Here is a 20,494-nt window from a genome sequence, read left to right on the forward strand (position 1 = left end):
CAAGCCGTGATGCCGACACATGTTGCGAAACAGCCCGAGGATGAAAAGAACGATCGCCACGTTGACCAGACCACGACCAAGCGCGTTGGGGAACGAGGTCGGGTTGTACGGCTCCAGAAAGACGGAGCCGAAAAATCCCAGCGCGGCCGGTAGCGGCAGAGCGAGAAGCACCGTCACCAGCAATGCATTCAAGGTCAGCGTGAATCGATCGGATCGGGTTCCGATAGGCATCGCCAGCGCTTCCAGTTGCACAAGGAGACGCTTGCGCAGAACCACCAGTACAACGGCTGCAATCAGCAGCAGGAACTTCCCCAGCGGAATCGAGGCGATCGTGTTGCGTGCCGCCAGCTCCAGTTTTTCCAGGTTTTCCCTGGTCAACAGTCCACTGGCGACTGCGACCAGGCTCTTGCCCCAGGACATTCCAATTGGACTGCCGCTTGGCAACCAGAGCAGTCGCTGATCGAGCACCGAGCGCAGTTGCGAACTCCGCTGCAAGAGCTGTGTTTGCAGCGCATTGATCTCCATCAGGGATTCCTGCTGGCGCCTTTCAATGTCGAACAGATCAGAGAGCGCAGAGCGCCTGGCACTCAGCAGCGATTGCGCCTGAGCCCGATTGGGTCCGGTCAGATCGAGATGGCTGGATTCGAGGAATCGGTCTACTGCAGCAGGACTCGCGGATGCCTTGCCCAATTGCTGCTCGATCTCGAACTGCCTGACTCGCGTGTCAACGATTGACCGCTGGCGCTCCTTGATCCGATGCTCCAGCGCAGCAGATGCGGGCAATTTCTTGGCTACTTCGCGAAGCAGTCGTCCGGGCTCTTCGCCAATCCTGCCGAATGCCAGGATCTGGTCTGCATTCTTGCGCGAGATCGCAATGTTCTGGAGTTGACTGTGGATGCGATCCTTGCTCGACCAGAGCTTCCTCAGGTTGCTGCTGATCGTGGACATTTCCCTGCGCATGGTCGCCGTTTCTTCTGCTACTCGCAGGAAGGATTCGGGGGCGTTGGCGAGTTTGAGCACCGCCTGATCGGCAGCTTCCAGCTTGGCCGCGGTATCTTCCTGTTCACGGGCGTCCATGCGCCGACCCAAGTCGGAAATATCCCTTTCCACCTGGCGCAGCTCGCGCTCAACCAGGCCGTGTCTCGCGTTGGCTATGGCCTCCCGAGTCGGCAGACTCAGAATTTCCTGCTCCGTGTTGGCAATTCGCGCGGAGAGATCCTGGACGACTGCCTCCGCCTTGATCCTGTAGGACTCAATCAACATCGGCGATGCATCGGCCGGCACGGTGTCGGCTCGACGATCCTGCTTTTCACGCAGGTCAGTCAGCTCGTCGCGCGCCGCCAATTGACGCGCACCCATGACACGCAGGCTTTCCTCGATCCGCCTGCTCTCAGTGCGCAGCGAAACCGCCTTGATCTGCAGCGTGGCCATTTGCAGCTGGGCCTGTGTTGGCGACAGGTCTGCTGACGATGAATCGACATTGTTCCTTGCAGGTTTCTCCAGCTCCGCTCCCAGTTTTGCAATCAGGGCCGGAGCTGTCTTGAGCGCTTCTGCATACTCCTCGGCCTTCCTTTGCGAGGCTTTGGCGCTCTCGGTCCTCGCCAGTGCGGCCTTCAGGTTTTCCAGGGTCAGTTGCTTGTCCGGACTCAGTGCACTGTCACCACCCGCCAGCAATGACTCGATATGGCCCTTGATCTCCTCCGGGTTCAGCGAGACATCGGTAGATGTGTGCGCCGCAGCCTGCGCGAAGACCAGGCTTGCGCAAAGGAATGGCGCCAGAAGGCAGGCGCCGAGTCGTACGGCGGAACTCGGGAAAACGACGGGATTCAAGGGGATCCTCGGCAAACACCAGGCGGGTGGCGATTATGGACGCAGCAAATACCGATAGCCATGCTGGGCGCAGCCAGTGGGTTCGCAGCTCGCGCGATCATCATTCCTGCCGTCTGGTGCGCTATCGTTTCACCCCACCCCTTCAAGAGCAGGCAAGAGCGTGTCCAGCAAGACAATCGACCAATCGAAACTCGACCGTATCGTCGCGCAGGCGCGACGCGATGCGGCTGCACGCGAAACCGGCTACCGCGAACGCGCCTTGAAGATGTATCCATGGGTGTGTGGGCGTTGCGCACGAGAGTTTACGCGCAGCAACCTGCAGGAACTGACCGTGCATCACCGCAACCATGACCACGACTTCAATCCATCGGACGGAAGCAACTGGGAATTGCTCTGTGTGTACTGCCACGACAACGAGCACTCGCGCCACATCGACTACACCGGGGAGAGTGCGTCCAGCGCCGAGAGCAGAACCGAATCGGCAACGAGCAATCCGTTTGCCGGCCTCAAGGACCTGCTCAAACGCTGATGGCGTTCTCGCTGTTCATCAGCGTTCTTACCTGGGGCTATGCCGTTCAGCGCAGACGCACGGCAATGGGGCAATGGTCGGAAGGATGCTTGTCCTCAGGTACGCCATAGGTAAATTCTTCGAAGGAACCGGGGATTCGTCGATCAGCGGCCCTTGCGTCGAGCACGATGTGATCGATGAAATCAGGGAAGCGTTGCTTGCAGTTCGCGCCCCTTCCCTCTGCCGAATTGAACAGCATTGCCCCCCCGGACCGCCCATCGACAAGTTCAGCCCATACGCTGTCTCCCGAGAGTGCGATGCGCCGGTTCCAGTCGCCGAGGATCGCAAAAGCGACGCCCTCGGATTCTCGCGCGGCGATCCATTGCTCGACGACCGGGATCTGCCTGAACAGCACCGTGCAGGACTCTCTTTCGGAACCTGCCGAACAACCGCTCTTCAGATGGACAGCAAGCAGCCGCAGCGGCGACGCACCAAGCAGCGTGATGTCGACACCCCAGCGCAGATCAGGATTGCCGAGTGCGAGTTCGCTCAGGTCAGCGTTTCTGGTAAAGGCGATACCCTTTCGAATGGCGAAGCCGACTTTCTGGCTACGCAATTCTGACCCTATGCCACCGCGCCGATTGCAGTAGCCCCGACGTTTGCTTTCGGGTCTGCCGGACATCACGATCGTGTAGCGATCGGGCGTGAAAACTCGGGCAGCGGCAGCGGCGTTTTCGACTTCCTCGAAGGCGATCACATCGGCATCAAGTTCATCAACGTAGTGCTGAAGCTCCAGAAAGTCCGAGGCGTCGCGTGAGCGACAGCCGGCCCCCTCCGATTGGGCAAGGTGCTCCAGATTCCATGTCGCGATCTTCAGGGTTTGCGGAGGCGTATCGGTACGAATTGCAGGGCCGGCACACCCGGCCAGCAGCAAAAGCAGGCACAGGCAGGCCCAGCCTGACACTCGATTCACCACGTTGACGTGCGAAAAAATAGAGGCGGACTCCGCTCAGGAGTCGGGCAAGGAGGCGTTGTGATAGACCTCCTGCACGTCATCGAGCTCCTCCAGCCATTCGATCATGTCGGACAGGGTCTCGACATCATCGGCACCGACTGCAACCCGGTTGGCCGGACGCATGACTACGTCGTCGCTGATCGGCTCGAAGCCGGCTTCGATCAACCCGGCTTTCAGACTCTCGAAGTTTTCCGGCGCGCATAAAACGGTGATCTTTCCGGATGCGCTGACGACGTCGTCTGCGCCCGCCTCAAGGGCAGTCTCGAGAATCTTCTCCTCCAGTTCCGGGCTGGTACTTTCGAATACCAGTTCGCCTACCCGGGCAAACTGGAATGCAACCGAGCCGCTGGTACCGAGATTTCCGCCGTGCTTGGACAAGGCATGGCGAACTTCCGCCACGGTTCGCACCGGGTTGTCGGTCATCGCATCGATGATCAGGGCGACGCCGCCGGGGCCGTAGCCCTCATAGCGCAACTCCTGCATGTTGTCCGCACCTTCGGTGCCGGATCCGCGCTTGACCGCGCGCTCGATCGTGTCCTTTGTCATGTTCGCCGACAAGGCCTTGTCGATTCCCATGCGCAATCGCGCATTGCTCGCAGGGTCCCCGCCATTGCGGGCTGCGACCGTGATCTCGCGAATCAGCTTGGTGAAAATCTTGCCGCGCTTGGCGTCCTCGGCGTTCTTGCGACCTTCGATACTGGGGCCTCTGCCCATGGGAATACCTGCATTCGTGGGGGTAGTTCAATGGCCCATGTTATCTGGCCAAGTCATCATTGACGGCGCGGATTCTATCAGGGCCGCGCCGTCCATCCGTGAAAATTCCTCGCCGAAAGGACACTCTGCCTCAATTGCCGGCCCTCAGGCCGAGCTGTTTTCCAGGCGTCCCCGGTTCAGGATTTCGTCCTTCCGGGACCACAGTCCATTCAACCACTCCTGAAAATGACGACGGAAAACGTCATCGTTTTCATAGTCCCCACCCAGCAGTTCAGCGGGGATTGGTATCGCTCGAACCCGGACCTCGACCCGGCGAACCCTTCCAGCCAGCAGGTCGAGCACGCCTGGGCGCCCTGCGGGGTAGAACAGTGTCACATCCACCACCGCGTTGAGCATGTCGCCCATGGCATCGAGAACGAATGCAATGCCACCCGCCCGAGGATGCAGCAGATGGCGATACGGTGATTGCTGGCGCTCGTGCTTTGCTTCGGTGAAGCGCGTGCCTTCGACAAAATTCATCACGGAAACCGGCAAGTCGCGATATTTTTCGCAGGCCTTGCGCGTTGCCTCCACATCCTTGCCGCGCAGCTGCGGATTCTTTTCAAGATGCTCCCGGGAGTAGCGCTTCATGAAAGGAAAATCAAGCGCCCACCACGCCAGACCGAGTACCGGAACCCAGATCAGCTGACTCTTGAGAAAGAACTTCAGGAACGGAATACGGCGATTGAATACCTGCTGCAGGACCGGGATATCGACCCAGCTCTGATGATTGCAGATGACCAGGTACCAGCCATTTCGCTGCAGATTTTCCAGTCCGTCGACGTGGATTTCAGTTCGCCCGAACGTGCACATCAACCAGCTGTTGACCGCGATCCAGCTCTCTGCGATGCGTACCAGTATGCGCGACATGAGTCGACGAAAACCGGCAATCGGCACGAGAAACTTGATCAGGGCCAGCAACAGGAGAGGCGTTGCATGACCCACGGTGTTCAACGCGATCAGAGTGCCACTGACAACAATACGAGGGATGGAGAGAAACAAGGCTGGCATGCGCAGATAAGACCCCGGAATCAGCGCCCACATTACCAGTGATGATCCGTGCAGCGCACGCCATGCTGACCGTGCGGTAGTCTGTTTGGTTGCTGGCCACGCGGGCCAGATTGCCTCTGGACAGCCGCGCTCAGACTCTTTCCCATGGCATGGATTCGTAGGCGGCCTTCAGCAATTCGTCGAGCCGGTCGTCGATCTGCAAGCCCGAATCGTCAATGCTGACGACCTGGGGGCCAACCCAGCCCGCATTCATGACAAACGCCGATTTGAAGCCGGCCAGATTTGCGGCAGAAACCGATCGCGACTCGGTTGGCGCGCCATGGGCCAGCAAGCCCTTGTCCAGAAGCATCCTTGTTATGCCGGGCAAGGCCGGTGCGTCAGGCCAGACGACGCGTACTCCATCCCAGAACCCGATATTCCAGGTAGAACCCTCAGAAAATTCTCCGCTTCGGGTGCGAAACAGGGCGTCATCGAAGCCGGCCAGTCGCGCCTGTCTCCGGTGATGGAAGAGACTGAAGGTTCCGACATGCTTTATCTGTGGCAGGTCGCGCTCGTACACGATCGATTGCAACCGCAACGGCCTGGCCCTGCCAATGCGTGCCGGAGTTGTCGCCACCAGCACATCCGGCCGAGCCTCGCGATCCGGATGAGAACTATTCAGTTCCATAGAGAAGACCGTGACGCGCACAGACACCGGACGGTCGTCCAGGATCCGTCGAATCCACCGGCATACTTGTTCGCGATCAAGTTCGCGTCCGAACAATAGCCGGGTGGCATGGGCCAGGCGGTCCAGATGCAGCGAAAGCCCCCTGATGCAGCGATCCTGCACCTGCATGGAGGTGAAATGCCCGTAGTTCACCTGAGCGAGGAAGGCCAGCTCGGACTCACCGGGCTCGCGACCATTCAGCTCGATCCGGTTTCCGGGCAATGTACTCACACCGAATGATTCCCTCGACAACTTCTCCGCGACGAGATCAGAACAAGGCCCCGAGTACGAGAACCAGGCCAGCCATGGCAACCAGCCAGATCAATGTCCGCAACCAGGGGACTCCGGCCGCATAGATCGGCAGGTACGCCAGGCGGGCCCAGAAATAGAGCTGCACGCCGAGTGCGGTATTCGAATCGGATTTTTGCGCGATCAGCACGGCGAGGACCGCAGCCGCGAAAAAGACGAGCGTCTCGAGGAAGTTCCTGTTCGCGCGATCCAGGCGCCCGGCGATGAGGCCAAGCGGCCTCGGTTCGCCATCGCGAGCACCGGCATTCCACCCGATTCCGCGTTGCAAGGTCGTGAACGTCGCGCTTGTGGCGATGTGAACGAGGCCCAGCACGATTGACCAGACCAGCATCTGCAATTCGATCGACATGATTCGCGCTCCTGAAGTAGATCCGAGTGTGCCCAAATTCCTCGAATCGTGCACTAGCAGGGGCATTCGAATCAGCGCGCCCTATGGCATGCTTGCCGCCCGCGCCGACGCGCAATCGCGCCAACCATGAGACCGCCGCCCTGAGCACCCTTTCTCCATCCGCGAAAGCCCAGTTCCAGATCCACTTCTGTGTACTGCTTTGGGGCTTCACTCCGATCATCGGAAAGATGATCTCGCTACCGGCCCTGCCCCTGGTCTGGTGGCGCATGCTGCTCGTGGTTGCCGTACTCACGCTGATTCCACGTGCCTGGCGCGGATTGCGGGCCATGCCTCCGAAGCTCGTTCTGGCCTACGCCGGCATCGGCGTGCTGGTGGCCCTGCACTGGTTGACCTTCTATGGCGCAATCAAGCTCGCCAACGCCTCGGTTGCAGCCACTTGCATCGCGCTGGCTACAGCATTTACTGCGCTGATCGAGCCCAAGCTGGCGAAGCGCCGCTTTTCCAAGCGCGAGCTGGCTCTGGGGCTATCCGTGCTGCCAGGCGTGGCCCTGGTGGTTGGCGGTGTACCCGACGAGTTCCGCCTCGGCATCGCCGTAGGTGCATTGTCTGCACTGCTGGTTGCGTTGTTCGGTTCACTCAACAAAAGACTAGTCGAGCATGGGGATGCCCTGACCGTGACCGGGATCGAGCTCGGTGCCGGCACCCTGGCGCTTACCCTTCTGTCTCCACTGATGCCGTGGATCTTTCCCGCCTTTGCCGGCTCGATTTTCGAGGTTCCCAGCGGCAACGACATCATTCTGCTGCTGGTCCTCTCGATCGCCTGCACGCTGCTGCCGTTTGCACTGTCCCTGGTTGCATTGCGCCACATGACGGCTTTCAGCGCACAACTGGCGGTCAATCTGGAGCCTGTCTATGCGATCGTGCTGGCCGCGATCCTGTTTGGCGAGCAACGCGAACTTACGCCACTGTTCTACGTCGGCGTCGTCGTCATTCTTGCAGCCGTATTCATTCACCCCTTGATCAACCGGCCCGGCGACACCGTGCAACCGGAGATCCTCGCCGTGGCCGAGGCCAAGAACATCCTTGAATGACATGGAAACCCGTGGACGCATCTTGGTTATTGCGCGACGCGAGACCTGATCTCGCTCTGGCTTGGGGTCAGCCCAGCAAGTGGCGCAGGGCAGGAAGGTATTTTTCCGCTGAGCCGGTATTGACGGCAACCACGCGTTCACCACGCTTGAGCAAACCGCGATCGAGCAACTGTGGCAGCGCCGCCAGGCATGCAGCCCCTTCCGGACAGATCCACCAATGTGTTTCACGCCAAACGCGCGAAAGTTCGGCGGCGATGTCGGGTTCGGCCACAGCAACAGCCGTACCACCGCTGGCACGAATGATTTCGAGAACGCGAAAGTGGCCCACACCGGCAGGCACGTTGAGACCGAAGGCAAGCGTGCCCTCGCCGGACCTGGCCTGCGTATCCAGCGCACCACTATCAAATGCATCGACCAGTGGCGCCATCGCTGCACTCTGCACGCAAATCATGCGTGGCCGCTGCGAGCCGATCAGTCCCAGTGCTTCGAGCTCGTCCCAGGCTTTCCACATGCCGAGCACGCCGGTTCCGCCGCCAGTCGGATAGATCACGACTTCAGGCAAGCTCCAGCGCGTGCTCCCTGCTTCCGGCTCGGCCAGTTCCAGACCGAGCGACTTCTTGCCCTCGATACGCCAGCCCGGCTCCTGGAACGTGGCGGCTGAAAACCAGCCATGGGGAATGTACTTTTCCCTGAGCAGCGCGCCTGCTTCCCGGATGGTCGGACCCTTGAGTTCGAGCACGACCTGATCCGGAAATCGATGTGCTGCTGCCGCAACGTTGCCGAGGATCGGCATTGGCGTGTCGTCCGGCATGGCGACCACGACCGATAGGCCACCGGCCAGCGCATAGCGCGTCAGCGAGTCCCCTGCATTGCCCTGGGTTGGAACCGCAAGTCGCCGTATTCCGAGCCGCCGCGCCTGGGCGGCAACCATGGCCATGCCGCGGTCCTTGAAGCTCATCGTGGGGTTGGCTCCGAAACCGGCGTGCGCCATGCCCTCTTCTTTCAGGCTCAACCGAATACCTGATTTGCCGGCAACAGGATGATGGGTGTAGTCGAGCAGCGGTGTGGCCCCTTCCCCGAGCGCTACGACATTTCTTGCATCGTCAGACTGGTTGACGTCCAGCGCCATCAAGCCACCGAAGCGCCACATGTCCTTTCTTTTGGGGTTGTACCAGGCGAGCCCCGGCTGCTCGGCGGCAAGGCGCTCGACATCCAGCACCATCTCGACGGGGCGACCATCGACCGGATCAAGATTCATCGGCTGGTCGGCCGGATACTCGACACCAGAGGCAAGACCACGCAGGCAGCGCACGTATGACATCGTCGACTTCTTCCCTACATCCGGGGCTCGATCAGATCCCAGCGATTGCCGTAAAGATCCTCGAATACAACGACCGTACCGTATTCCTCATGGCGAGGCTGTTCGCAGAAGTGAACACCCTGCGCTTGCATGCGTGCATAGTCGCCAGCGAAATCATCGGTATGCAGGAACAGGAAAACGCGGCCACCCGCCTGGTTGCCGACGCGGCCTGTCTGCTCGGCGTTGGCAGCGCGCGCCAACAGAAAGCAGGCACCCTGTGAACCGACTGGAGCCATGCGCACCCAGCGTTTGCCCGGTTCGCGAGGCGAATCTTCAAGCAACTCGAATCCCATCGCACGTCGGTACCATTCGATCGCCTCGTCATAGTCGCCCACGACCAGGGTCATGGCATGAAACTGCTGGGCCATACCGAACGTCTCCAGAAAACCTTGCACGAGATTAGCTGATCGGGACACGCAAGCCGACAGGTACTGCGCGTCGGCCGAGCCTCAACGTTCTGGCCAGTACCAGGCAGGTGCATCCAGCAACCCCTGTCCGGCTCCTTCGTTCTGGCCGAGCGATTTCCAGAGCAGGATCGAATTCCATTGCGAGTCTTCATCAAGCGCAGTCGTCAAGCGTGGCGCGTACGAAACAACCCGGATCTGCCCCTGAGTGACCGCCTGCCGGATGAGCCGCGCCAGCCCTGGCAACAAATCTGCTCGCGGCTGGGAGCTCACCGACTCTGGGGGCTTCCTGTGCCAAACCTTGAATGCATTAACTCGCCGTATCAGACGACTACAGCTCGTTTTACAACTGTATTCGTCATTTATTACGACTTGACAATCACTTGCTCAGCAATCATTAATCGTCAATACAGGCAACTAACCGCAATATCCATCTGCTATTCGCCGTTTAAGGTGATTTATGACGAACTCGCAATCCATGCAGGAAGCCGCTGCCCTCAAATTGATCGGTGAGCGCACCAGCAGACAGCGTCTCGAACGAAATCTCACCCAGGCCGAGTTGGCCACAAACGCCGGGGTGTCGAAACGTACCATCGAGCGCCTTGAAGCGGGCGAGTCGACCCAGTTGTCCAATTTCCTGCGCATATTGCGCGCCCTGGATTTGCTGGATGGTATCGAGGCGCTGTTGCCGGAGTTGCCGCCCAGCCCGGTCGACCAGCTCAAACTCAAGGGGCGGCAGCGGCAGCGTGCTTCATCGGATCGCAGAGCGGAGTCGCAGCCGGCTCCCTGGACCTGGAAAGACGAGCCGTGACCACAATTGCGGAAGTGCGACTGTGGGGACGCGCGATCGGCGCCGTTTCAGTCGAGGGATCAGCCGGCGTCGCGGCATTCCAGTACAACCCGGAATTCGCCCAGAGTGGCATCCAGATTGCACCGATCATGATGCCTCTGGATAACCGGGTCTACACCTTCCCTGGCCTGCCAAAGGAAGCATTCCATGGCCTGCCCGGGTTACTCGCCGACTCACTACCCGATCGTTTCGGCAATGCGTTGATCGACGCCTGGCTAGCGACCCAAGGACGCAGCCCGGAAAGTTTCGACGCCGTCGAACGACTTTGCTACATCGGGGCACGTGGCATGGGCGCACTCGAGTTCGCGCCGGCGACCGGTCCCAGGCCGCGTGATTCCAGGAAAGTCGAGATCGATGCACTCGTGCAATTGGCGTCCGACGTGCTTACCCGACGCAACGAACTGCACACTTCATTCGCCGACGAAAATCGGGAAGACTCATTGCGCGACATCCTCCGTGTCGGAACCTCGGCCGGAGGTGCACGGGCCAAGGCGATCATTGCCTGGAACCGCGAAACCAACGAAGTGCGCTCGGGCCAGCTTGCCGCGAATGATGGCTTCGAGTACTGGATCCTCAAGTTCGATGGCGTCGCTGGCAACAAGGACAAGGAACTGGAGGATCCGAAAGGATACGGAGCCATCGAGTACGCCTACGCGCTGATGGCGCGCGCAGCCGATATCGAAATCAGCGAATGCCGCCTGCTCGAGGAGAACGGGCGTCGGCATTTCATGACGCGCCGCTTCGATCGCCTGCCGGGTGGCGAGAAGCTGCACATGCAGTCCCTGGCCGCCCTCGCCCACTACGATTTCAATCAGGCCGGTGCCTACAGCTACGAACAGGCCTTGCAACTGATCCATCGGCTGGGCCTCGGCATGCATGCAGTGGAAGAACAATTCCGACGCATGGCGTTCAACATCATCGCGCGCAATCAGGATGATCATGTCAAGAACATTGCCTTTCTCATGGACAAGCAAGGCACCTGGTCGCTGTCGCCTGCCTTCGACATGACCTTCAGCTACAACCCGAAGGGTCTGTGGACTTCGAGCCATCAGATGTCGATGAACGGCAAACGCGATGGCTTCACGATCGAGGATTTCCGCGAATGCGCCAGATCCGCGTCCATGAAACGCGGTCGCGCCGAAACGATTGCCAATGAAGTATCGACCGCCGTACGTCGCTGGCCGGAGTTTGCCGAACGGGCGGGTGTGGGCGAGGCATGGCAGGCTGACATCGCCTCTGCGCTTCGACTTCAGGATTGAACAGCGGCCGACACGCTCCAGTACTGGCAAGCCAGCAAACCAGCTACCCTGCGCACCAGCAACCATTTAATTCACCCCACCGGATGCACCCACTGCATCCTTGCCCAACACTTCCCGAGGAACCGTCATGGCCCTGGTCAACCTGCTTGTTCTGCTTGCCGTCATCCAGTTCATCTACTTTGGCGTTCGCGTCGGCAGCGCCCGCCAGAAATACGGCGTATCCGCACCGGCAACCACGGGCCACGAAATATTCGAACGCTACTACCGCGTCCAGATGAATACGCTTGAACTCCTGATCATGCTGGTCCCGTGCGTGTGGATCGCTTCGGCCTACTGGAATCCGATGTTCGTGGCCGCGATGATTGGCATCTACCTGATCGGACGCATGATCTACCTGAGTGGATACGTGGCGGATCCAAAAAAGCGCGACAAGGGGTTCCTGATCAGCATCCTGCCGATCTTCGTGTTGTTGGTGGCAGGTTTTGCCGGTGCCGTGATGAGCTTCATCAAGACAGGCATCTAGCAAGAAGCACGGCAAAGAGGAGGACGCATGATCAGGATCACGACCTGGAACAGTGAAGGTCGTTTGACCGGCGAACTGGATGGCGCCGGTTTTGATCATGCGGACCTTGCTGCCAGTCGACTGACCTGGATCGACCTCGTTGGCGAGGACACGGGCGAGCATCGGGACTTCCTGCTGAACAGGATCGGTCTCGACAAGCTGGCCGTGGATGATGCGCTGCGTGCGCGCCACCCTCCCAAATACGAAGTTCTCGAGGGTGGCTGGAGCTTTCTTCTCATGCGCGGCTTTGATGCGACCAGCACCAGTGTCAAATTCGGCACGATCCAGCTCGCCCTGTTCTGGCGTGACAACCTGGTCGTGACCCGCCATGAAAAGCCATCGGCGAGTGTCGCCGAAGTCGAAAAGGCACTTGCGACCGGCGAGCAGGCTGAGCCCGAAGATGCCTGGAGATTGCTGTATTCCATCTTGCGTCGGCTACTCGATCGCTACCTGCCAATCCTGCTGCGCATTGAAGCGCGGCTCGAGGAGATCGAGGAGTTGATTCTGAAGCGGCCAAGCGATCGACTGCTCGCCGAACTGATGGAGTTCAGCAGCCAGCTCAAGCGTTTGCGGCGAATCGGTGCATACCATGAAAAATGTTTCGGCAACCTTCGGACCCACGAGCCACGCGCACATGGGATCAACTCGACCCAGCTGACCGATCTCTTCGAACAGGCCGAGCGCCTGCACAGCCTGTCCAGCTTGCAGTACGACACCACCGCGGACCTGACCAATGGCTACCTTTCGGTATCCGCGCACCGACTCAACAACGTCATGCGCGTGCTGACCGTGGTGACGGTGTTGTTCGTGCCGCTGACCTTCATCGCGGGGATCTACGGGATGAACTTCGAGTTCATGCCTGAGCTGAGCTGGCGCTGGAGCTATTTCGTGGTGTTGGGCGCAATGAGTTCAGTGGCGATCGGCCTGCTGGTTCTTTTCCGCCGCAAGAAATGGATATAGAAGCCGGGAATGGGGAATGCATTTTCAGGCATGAGTGCGGCGTGGACGGCAAGGCAGGAAAGCATGCGGAATCTTCGTACCTGGCAAGCAGGATTCAACAATGAAATCCATCTGTAAATTCCGGCAACTTGTGATACTCGGCCTGCTGCTCGTCGGCAATTCTGCGCTTGCCGCGCCCGAGTACCTCGAATTACTCGATTTCCATTTGATCGATGGCAGCGGCGCGGCGCCCAGGCATGTGGATCGCCTCGTCGCACGCGACGGCGTGATCGAGTTGATTGGCTCGGCTGGCCAGGCACCGGAACCCGAACCGACCGCGCGCTGGACGCGCGTTGGCCTGGCTGGCGCATGGGTGATGCCAGGCCTGATCGACACCCACGTGCACGTAGCCCGATTTCCGAATGCCCACGTGATGGCCGAAAAAATTCTGGGCCAGTCCGTTCGCGGTGGCGTTACCAGCGTCCGCGACCTGACGGGCGACGCACGTGCACTGGCTGAAATAGAACGCGCCACCGGCACCGGTGAACTGGTTGCCCCGAATATCGTATTCAGTGCCTTGTTTGGCGGCCCGGACATCTTCGCAAGGGGTCCGACGGCCGAGATGGCATCGGGACGCCCGCGAGGTGAAGCTCCGTGGGCTCACGTAGTCACGGAAGACAGCGATCTGCGCCAGTTGATCGCCGAAGCCAAGGGAAGTGGCACAAAGAACATCAAGGTCTATGGCGACCTGACTCCGGACCTGGCAGAACGACTGATCAGGGAGGGAACACGCCAGGGCATGCTGAGCACAGCGCACGCGACGGTATTTCCGGCACGCCCCGGCGACCTCGTCGACGCAGGCGTGGGCTCCCTGTCACACGCACCCTATCTGGTCTGGCAGGCCGTTGAGACCGTACCTGACGACTATGGCCAGCGCATTGCCGGCCCATGGAATGAAATACCTGCCAACCACCCGGCCCTGCTCGACTTGTACAAATCCATGGCCAAGCATGGCGTGACCCTGGACGCGACACTCTATGTGTACAAGTCCATGCAGTCCTATCCCGGCGTGCCGAAGATGGACTGGACCGAAGCGGCTTTCAAGTGGGGGGTGCAAGCAACACGCCTCGCCAACGAAGCCGGAGTGCTGGTCACGACCGGCACCGACTGGTTCGAACCGCGCGATGATTTCGAACTGCCGCATACCCACGAGGAGCTGGCCTTGCTGGTTGAAGCCGCCGGCTTTTCCCCGATGCAGGCCATCGTTGCCGGCACCCGCAACGGCGCAGTTGCACTCGGGCTGCAAAAAACCCACGGCACCATCGAAATCGGCAAGGTCGCCGACCTGCTGGTGCTGGACGCTGATCCGCTTGAGGATATCCACAACACCACCCGAATTCGATTTACGGTCAGGAATGGCCTTGTCGTCGATCCCGAATGATTCGCGCGGAAAAGCCTAGCAACCTGGACACTCTTGAACTGGAACTCCCATGTCGCTGAAAGACAATTTCGAACTGCTTGCGCAGTACAACCGCTGGATGAACGACAAGGTCTACACTGCCGCATCGCACATGCCGCGCACTGAACTCCATGCCGATCGCGGCGCGTTCTTTGGCTCGGTGTTCGGTACCCTGAACCACATCCTCGTCGCGGATACCCTCTGGCTGAAGCGGTTTGCCTTGCACGACGCAGGCTTTCAGTCGTTGCGTGGAATGTCGTCCATCCCGGCCCCAACGTCGCTTTCCGGACACCTACATCCGGAAATAGAAGACCTGCAAGCGGCTCGAACGGCCATGGATGCCATGCTTGTCTCGCTGACCCGTGAAGCCCGTGACATCGACTACGACACAAACCTGACCTACGCGAATACCTCCGGCCAGGTCTTCACAAGACAGCTTGCTCCGCTGATGCAGCACGTTTTCAATCATCAGACGCACCATCGCGGGCAAATCACGACACTGCTCAATCAGGCCGGGGTCGATGTCGGCGTCACTGACCTGCCAATGATGCCGATGGATGCGGGACAACATTCCGCTGCCTGAGACATGTGTCGTTTCCAGAAGTCCCCGAGTTAAGTAAACTTGCCGGTTCTGCAAATAGACGGGTCCCGCCTCGGGATGCCGAACCGAGGTCGCCATGTCCCGTTTGCCCGCCGCTGCACTGTCACTGTTCTGCGCAACGTTTCTTGTTGCGTGCACGGATGAAGGCGCAGCTGATTCCAGCCCTGCGGCGGCCGGCAACAGTCCGCGAATAGTCGTTGAAGCGCTGTCTGCAGTTGCGGCGCGCGCCGGCGGCACGGCAGCGGCAGATGTGGTCCCGCTCAATGACAGCACCTTGAGTGCCGAACTGGCAGCCCGCGTACTGGCTGTGCGCAAGGATGTGGGTTCCAGCGTAAAACGCGGCGAAGTGCTTCTGGAGTTGGACACCACCGACTATCGTCTCGCCCTGGGCCAGGCCGATGCACAGGTTGCTGCAGCCAGGGCCGCATCAGCACAAGCCGATGCACGCCTGAAGCGCGCGCGTGAATTGCACCAGAAGAACTACGTTTCAGATGACGAATTGAGTGTGGCCGTCACCCAGGCAGAAGCGGCCAGCGCCGAATTGCGAATTCGCCAGGCCGCTCGCGCCGTGTCGGCACGGCAGCTGGACAAGGCCACGATCAATGCACCCTACGATGGCGTCGTGGTCGATCGCATGGCTCAGGTCGGCAACGCGGTGGTACCCGGCACCCCGCTGATGAGGCTGATCGACCTCGCGACACCGCAGGTCGAAGTGCGCCTGCAACCTGCACAGGCATCCGCCCTGGCCAACGCAGACGACATCTACCTTGAGCTTCCCGGCAAGCGCTATCCGCTGCGCGTCCTGCAGGTCGCCGAAGCGACCGACCCCGGATCCCGGACACGCATCGCCAGGCTGGCTTTTGTGGGTGACTCCGCGCAACCCGGACTGAGTGGCAGCTTGAGCTGGAAGAGTGCCGGCTACGAAGTTTCCCCGTCGCTACTCGTCCAGCGCGAGGGCGGACATGGGCTATTCACAGTGCGTGATGGAAAGGCTGCATGGCTGGCTATCGAAGGCGCCGCCAGTGGCCGTGCCGTGATGGCTGATCTGGACGGCGATCTTCCCGTCGTTACCCATGGCCAGCAATCCTTGCAGAACGGTGATCCGGTCGGGACACCAGACAAACCGCCTCGCGACCGAAATCCGGCCAAGCCCAAATCCGAGAGCCAGTCGAAACCGGCAGAGGCTCCCTGAGTGCGCCTGCTGCGATCAATGATCGAGAACCACCCGCTGGCCAACATCGCCTTCGTGGTAGTGATCATCATGGGCGCGCTGGCCTACGCAAACATGCCGCGCGAGCAGGATCCTGAAATCAATTTCAACTGGGTCAATATCGTGACTGCGCTTCCGGGCGCGTCGGCTGTCGACATCGAAGAGCGCGTCACCAATCCTCTCGAAGACGCGATCCGAAACGTCCAGGACGTGCGCTTCGTGGTGAGCTCATCCCGCGAAGGCGTCAGCAACATCCTCGTGCGCTTCCGCGAAATCAACGAACGCATCTTCGACAAGCGCATCAACGATCTTCGTCGCGAACTGCAGAACAAGGCCAACACTGAATTGCCTGCGGATGTTGTTGACCCGAAGATCCTCGAGATCACGACCTCGAATGGATTTCCCACGGCAATGGTGGTCCTGACCGGTCAGGCGACTGACGAGACGCTGCGTTCAGCGGCACGCAAGGTCAAGGAAGATCTCGAGCAACTCGCGGGCGTCGACCAGGTGCTTGCGCTGGGCTTCCAGGATCCGGAATTGCTCGTTGAATTCGATCCACAGGCACTGGCGTCGCGTGGGCTCAATGCTGCTGCACTAAGCGACAGCCTGCGCCTGTGGTTTCGCGATGTGTTCGCCGGCAAGGTCAATGCACGTGATGGCGAATGGCTGGTTCGCGTCGCCGGCTCGACAGCCGACCCCGGCGAGTTGGCAAGATTCAGCTTGCGCGTGCCGGGATCAGAGTCCGCTCGCGTTCCGCTCGACGCAGTAGCTACGGTACGCAGGGGCAGCGACGTGCCCCGCCAGCTCGCGGCAACCGATGGCAAGCCAGCCGTCATGCTGACCGTGACCAAGATCGCCAACACCAACATGCTCGAACTGGTCGATCGCATTCGCGCCTATACGGAAAGCAGGAATCCGGTTCTGGCCTCCGACGGCCTGAAGCTTCAGCTTGCCGACGACCAGACTATTCCGACTCGCGAAGCGCTCGGCATCATGCAATCGAATGCACTGATCGGACTGGTCCTGGTCATGTTCGTGTGCTGGTTGTTTCTGGGTACGCGCATCGCCCTGATGGTCAGCCTCGGGGTGGTCTTTTCGGTGAGCGGCACCTTCTGGTTCCTGCAGGGCTACGGCTCGACGTTGAATGTTTCCGTCCTGCTCGGCGTGGTCATCGTGCTCGGCATGCTGGTCGACGATGCGGTGGTTGTGGTTGAGGCGATGTACTACCGCATCCAGCGCGGCATGGTCGGCACCAACGCAGCCATGGATGCCCTGCAGGAAGTTGGTCTGCCCGTGTTCGCCGCAGTAAGTACGACGATTGCCGCCTTCCTTCCATTGATGCTGCTGCCCGGCATCGTCGGTCAGTTCATGTTCGTGATTCCATTTGTGGTCACGATTGGATTGCTGGTCAGTCTGGTCGAGGCTTTCTGGATGCTGCCCGCGCATGTGAGTTCAATGCGCACCGGCGCCATTTCCAGGGGGCGCAGCCAGCAGATCCGCGAGCGCTGGACGCGCAACGTACGCAATTTCTATGCGTATTGCCTGATCCACGTCATGCGTCGACCGAGACGCTACCTGCTGTTGGCACTGGCTCTGTTTCTCGCTTCCGGTGCGGCACTGGCGCTCGGCATGGTCAAATTCCAGTTCTTCGCGTTTGACCCGATCCGCCTGTTTTATGTCAACGTCGACATGCCGTCCAAGGCATCAATCGAGGACACGCTGCGCCAGACCATGAAAGTCGAAGCAGTCGTGCGTACGCATCTGAAGGACGGCGAGGCCCGAGCGGTCACTTCACTGGCCGGCATCAAGTTCACCGATGTCGAGCCCCTCTATGGCGACCAGTATGGGCAAGTCGCTGTCTCGCTCAATCCCGGTCGATCCGGCATGCGCCGACTTGACCAGATCATCGAAGAGATGCGGGCCGAGGTATCCGCAACTCCTGGCGCTGGCGAGATTTCCTTCCTGACCCTGTCCGGTGGACCGCCAACCGGCAAGCCGATCAGCGTCAAGGTGCGCTCGGACGATCCCGAAGAATTGCGTGCGGCGGCCGACGCCATGAAGAAGATCGTATCCGGCATCAAGGGCAGCAAGGATGTCGTCGACGATGACGTGCCCGGCCGCAACGAACTTTCGCTGGTCGTTGATATTGACGCTGCGCGCAATATTGGCCTCGATCCCGGCCAGGTAGCGCGTCTGGTCGGCCTTCATGTGGATGGCGAGATCATTGCCGATCTGCGTGACCGCGGCGAGAAAATGGAATTGAGAGTGCGCTCGTCACGCAGTTCGGTCGACAGCATTCGCGATGTGCTTGATGATCCGGTTGCCCTGCTCTCTGGTGGCAGCGTGCCGCTGGGCTCGCTGGTCAGTGCCCGGGAAAGCAAGAGTCCCGGCCTGATCCGGCACTGGAACCTTCGGCGCGCGATAACCGTGGAAGCCGATCTCGATCTGGAGCTAAACGACACGGCTGCGGCCAACGCCCAATTGCTTGAGAAATGGAAGTCCGTCCGCACGCAATTCCCGGGAGCCGATCTCGATTTTTCGGGCCAACTCGATGACATCAACGAATCCCTGAGTGCCATGGGTCCGCTGTTCCTGCTTGGCCTGGGCCTGATCTACCTGATCCTCGCCGCACAGTTCCGCAGCTACTTCCAGCCGATGCTGATTCTGTCCACGGTGCCGCTCGCCTTCACCGGAGTGACCCTCGGCCTGATCATCTCGAGGAATCCCCTTTCGCTCTACACCTTGTACGGCGTGATTGCCCTGACCGGCATTGCAGTCAACGCCGCCATCGTGCTGATAAGTGCCGCCAACGACCGACGCCAGGCCGGCATGCGTACCCTGCATGCCACGGTCTATGCTGCGCGGCGTCGTGTCATCGCAGTATTGATGACGACCGGCACGACGATCGCCGGCCTCGCATCACTGGCATTCGGCCTTGGCGGAAAATCCCTGCTCTGGGGCCCGGTTGCATCGAGCATCGTCTGGGGCCTGGCGTTTTCCAGCGTACTGACCCTGTTCGTCGTGCCTGTGCTGTATCGCTACTTCATGCAGCAGCGTCAACCGAAAGCGATCGCTGTGACTGACGCAGACCGCTGGAAGCGATACTAGAAGCAGCAAGCAGGGCCAGTCGCAGCAGATGAATCCCTCTGACAGGCTGCTGAAGTTCAAATCAAGCGGCACGGCAGGTCGGCGAATTCCGCCCTGGATGCGAAAGGCACTGACTCAAGGCTCGTCATTCCTGCTTAGGCGGGAATCGCTTCATGCGGAGATGGTTCGATGTTACCGACAATGAAAATGTGGGCTTGTGCTTCGATCTTATTTGCCCTGCTCGCAGCTTGTGCCGCCGGTGGCGACGTCAGCGAACCGATACCGACCACCCTGGTCAGCGCACCCCAACCGGCCAAACGACTCGTCGTCGTATTGCCTGGCCGGGGCGAAGACGTTGCCCGACTGGAAAACAAGGGCATGGCAGCAACGATCCAGGCCACCTGGCCGGACGCCGATGTCCTGCTGACCGGCCTTACCCTTCCGTTCTACCGTCAGGGCCTGGCTGCTTCGCGTCTGCAATCCGAAATCATCGAACCCGCCCGTGCACGCGGCGTCGGCGAAATCTGGTTGCTGGGCATTTCACTCGGCGGCATGGGTGCGATACTCCACGAACATGAATATCCCGGCGAAGTCGAAGGCATCCTGCTGCTTTCACCTTTTCTCGGCGGGCGCCGAATCCAGGACGAAATCCGCTCCGCAGGCTCACTGGCGAACTGGGAACCCGGTCCGGTGCAGCCCCTCGGGCCTGACACCTTCGAGCGAGAACTCTGGCGCACGATCCAGCAGTGGAACAACGATCCCATGCGCAAGAAGACAGTATGGCTAGCCTACGGCGAAGACGAAGCGTTTCGCGAATCCAACGAATTGCTGGGCCAGGCGCTCCCCCCCGACAACGTTCGCATGCTACCGGGTGATCACGACTGGAAGCTGTGGACGCCAGCGACGGCAGCGCTGCTGCAGCCTGCGAGGAACAAATAATTCCGCTACAAGCAGCGATTTCCTGTGAGCATTCGGTCAAAGTTTGCGCGTTGGCGCTTACTTCGCCAGTCAGGAGCCAGTCATCGCGTATTCCGTTCGACAGATCCAGGCGGGAAAGCGCTGAGCAAGACCGAATCTGCAACGAAGAGGCCGGAACCGACCCGAAGCGGAAGTTCGGAAAGGTCTCAAGGTAGGGTCGAAATTCAAAGTTCAAGACCTGAAGATCCCCGAGCCCCCTGACCCCCAAGCCCC

Annotated in this window: 20 protein-coding genes; 11 read left to right on the plus strand and 9 right to left on the minus strand. The window is 60.1% G+C overall.

Going from position 1 to position 20,494, the window contains the following annotated elements:
• Positions 1-1,830: hypothetical protein (locus WBP53_RS16470; protein ID WP_423930839.1), on the minus strand; the 1,830-nt coding region annotated here is incomplete at its 3' end.
• Positions 1,831-1,990: 160 nt separating this feature from the next.
• On the opposite strand from WBP53_RS16470, the gene WBP53_RS16475 reads away from it, so the two are divergent.
• A complete protein-coding gene (locus tag WBP53_RS16475) occupies positions 1,991-2,359 on the plus strand; it encodes a YajD family HNH nuclease (protein ID WP_423930840.1) in 369 nt (122 codons plus the stop codon).
• Positions 2,360-2,405: 46 nt separating this feature from the next.
• Here the strand turns inward: WBP53_RS16475 and WBP53_RS16480 are convergent, their stop codons facing one another.
• The 5 genes from WBP53_RS16480 to WBP53_RS16500 all read right to left on the minus strand — a co-directional run bounded on the left by WBP53_RS16480 (position 2,406) and on the right by WBP53_RS16500 (position 6,481).
• Complete coding sequence (locus WBP53_RS16480) at positions 2,406-3,302, minus strand: hypothetical protein (RefSeq protein WP_423930841.1); 897 nt, start codon at positions 3,300-3,302, stop codon at positions 2,406-2,408.
• Between the two features lie 45 nt (positions 3,303-3,347).
• Positions 3,348-4,067, minus strand: coding sequence for a YebC/PmpR family DNA-binding transcriptional regulator (locus WBP53_RS16485; RefSeq protein WP_423930842.1), 720 nt, complete (start codon positions 4,065-4,067; stop codon positions 3,348-3,350).
• A 144-nt stretch (positions 4,068-4,211) separates the two neighbouring features.
• On the minus strand, positions 4,212-5,150 hold the full coding sequence (locus WBP53_RS16490; RefSeq protein ID WP_423930843.1) for an acyltransferase: 939 nt from the start codon (positions 5,148-5,150) through the stop codon (positions 4,212-4,214).
• A gap of 97 nt (positions 5,151-5,247) precedes the next feature.
• Positions 5,248-6,054 carry an aminotransferase class IV family protein gene (locus WBP53_RS16495; RefSeq protein ID WP_423930844.1) on the minus strand — a complete coding sequence of 269 codons (807 nt, stop codon included), beginning with the start codon at positions 6,052-6,054 and terminating at the stop codon, positions 5,248-5,250.
• Positions 6,055-6,091: 37 nt separating this feature from the next.
• On the minus strand, positions 6,092-6,481 hold the full coding sequence (locus WBP53_RS16500) for an MAPEG family protein (protein WP_423930845.1): 390 nt from the start codon (positions 6,479-6,481) through the stop codon (positions 6,092-6,094).
• An 83-nt stretch (positions 6,482-6,564) separates the two neighbouring features.
• Here WBP53_RS16500 and WBP53_RS16505 point away from each other — a divergent pair, with 83 nt between their 5' ends.
• Positions 6,565-7,572, plus strand: a complete 1,008-nt coding sequence (locus tag WBP53_RS16505) for a DMT family transporter (protein ID WP_423930846.1) — start codon at positions 6,565-6,567, stop codon at positions 7,570-7,572.
• 67 nt (positions 7,573-7,639) lie between these two features.
• On the opposite strand, the gene WBP53_RS16510 is transcribed toward WBP53_RS16505, so the two are convergent.
• From WBP53_RS16510 to WBP53_RS16520, 3 genes are all read right to left on the minus strand, one after another.
• Entirely contained in the window at positions 7,640-8,893 is a 1,254-nt protein-coding gene (locus WBP53_RS16510; protein ID WP_423930847.1) for a threonine synthase, read from the minus strand.
• Between the two features lie 14 nt (positions 8,894-8,907).
• Positions 8,908-9,300: a VOC family protein gene (locus WBP53_RS16515; protein WP_423930848.1), complete on the minus strand. Its 393-nt coding sequence runs from the start codon at positions 9,298-9,300 to the stop codon at positions 8,908-8,910.
• An 81-nt stretch (positions 9,301-9,381) separates the two neighbouring features.
• The gene (locus WBP53_RS16520) at positions 9,382-9,609 is read right to left on the minus strand and encodes a hypothetical protein (protein WP_423930849.1); all 228 of its coding nucleotides are present in this window, start codon (positions 9,607-9,609) and stop codon (positions 9,382-9,384) included.
• 205 nt (positions 9,610-9,814) lie between these two features.
• Here WBP53_RS16520 and WBP53_RS16525 point away from each other — a divergent pair, with 205 nt between their 5' ends.
• From WBP53_RS16525 to WBP53_RS16565, 9 genes are all read left to right on the plus strand, one after another.
• Positions 9,815-10,147: a helix-turn-helix transcriptional regulator gene (locus WBP53_RS16525; RefSeq protein WP_423930850.1), complete on the plus strand. Its 333-nt coding sequence runs from the start codon at positions 9,815-9,817 to the stop codon at positions 10,145-10,147.
• On the plus strand, positions 10,144-11,445 hold the full coding sequence (locus WBP53_RS16530; RefSeq protein ID WP_423930851.1) for a type II toxin-antitoxin system HipA family toxin: 1,302 nt from the start codon (positions 10,144-10,146) through the stop codon (positions 11,443-11,445). The genes WBP53_RS16525 and WBP53_RS16530 overlap by 4 nt, the downstream gene beginning before the upstream one ends.
• Before the next feature lie 127 nt (positions 11,446-11,572).
• Positions 11,573-11,968 (plus strand): MAPEG family protein, encoded by a 396-nt coding sequence (locus tag WBP53_RS16535; protein WP_423930852.1) that lies wholly within the window; start codon positions 11,573-11,575, stop codon positions 11,966-11,968.
• A gap of 27 nt (positions 11,969-11,995) precedes the next feature.
• Positions 11,996-12,967, plus strand: a complete 972-nt coding sequence (locus tag WBP53_RS16540; protein WP_423930853.1) for a magnesium transporter CorA family protein — start codon at positions 11,996-11,998, stop codon at positions 12,965-12,967.
• A 100-nt stretch (positions 12,968-13,067) separates the two neighbouring features.
• Positions 13,068-14,387, plus strand: a complete 1,320-nt coding sequence (locus WBP53_RS16545; RefSeq protein ID WP_423930854.1) for an amidohydrolase family protein — start codon at positions 13,068-13,070, stop codon at positions 14,385-14,387.
• Between the two features lie 49 nt (positions 14,388-14,436).
• The gene (locus tag WBP53_RS16550) at positions 14,437-14,988 is read left to right on the plus strand and encodes a DinB family protein (protein WP_423930855.1); all 552 of its coding nucleotides are present in this window, start codon (positions 14,437-14,439) and stop codon (positions 14,986-14,988) included.
• Between the two features lie 94 nt (positions 14,989-15,082).
• Positions 15,083-16,198 (plus strand): efflux RND transporter periplasmic adaptor subunit, encoded by a 1,116-nt coding sequence (locus WBP53_RS16555; protein ID WP_423930856.1) that lies wholly within the window; start codon positions 15,083-15,085, stop codon positions 16,196-16,198.
• Positions 16,199-19,324 (plus strand): efflux RND transporter permease subunit, encoded by a 3,126-nt coding sequence (locus WBP53_RS16560; protein ID WP_423930857.1) that lies wholly within the window; start codon positions 16,199-16,201, stop codon positions 19,322-19,324. It abuts the gene before it with no gap.
• A gap of 168 nt (positions 19,325-19,492) precedes the next feature.
• Complete coding sequence (locus WBP53_RS16565) at positions 19,493-20,242, plus strand: alpha/beta hydrolase (RefSeq protein WP_423930858.1); 750 nt, start codon at positions 19,493-19,495, stop codon at positions 20,240-20,242.
• The last annotated feature ends 252 nt before the right edge of the window (positions 20,243-20,494 follow it).

Source organism: Dokdonella sp. (assembly GCF_049593775.1).
Classification (GTDB): domain Bacteria; phylum Pseudomonadota; class Gammaproteobacteria; order Xanthomonadales; family Rhodanobacteraceae; genus Dokdonella.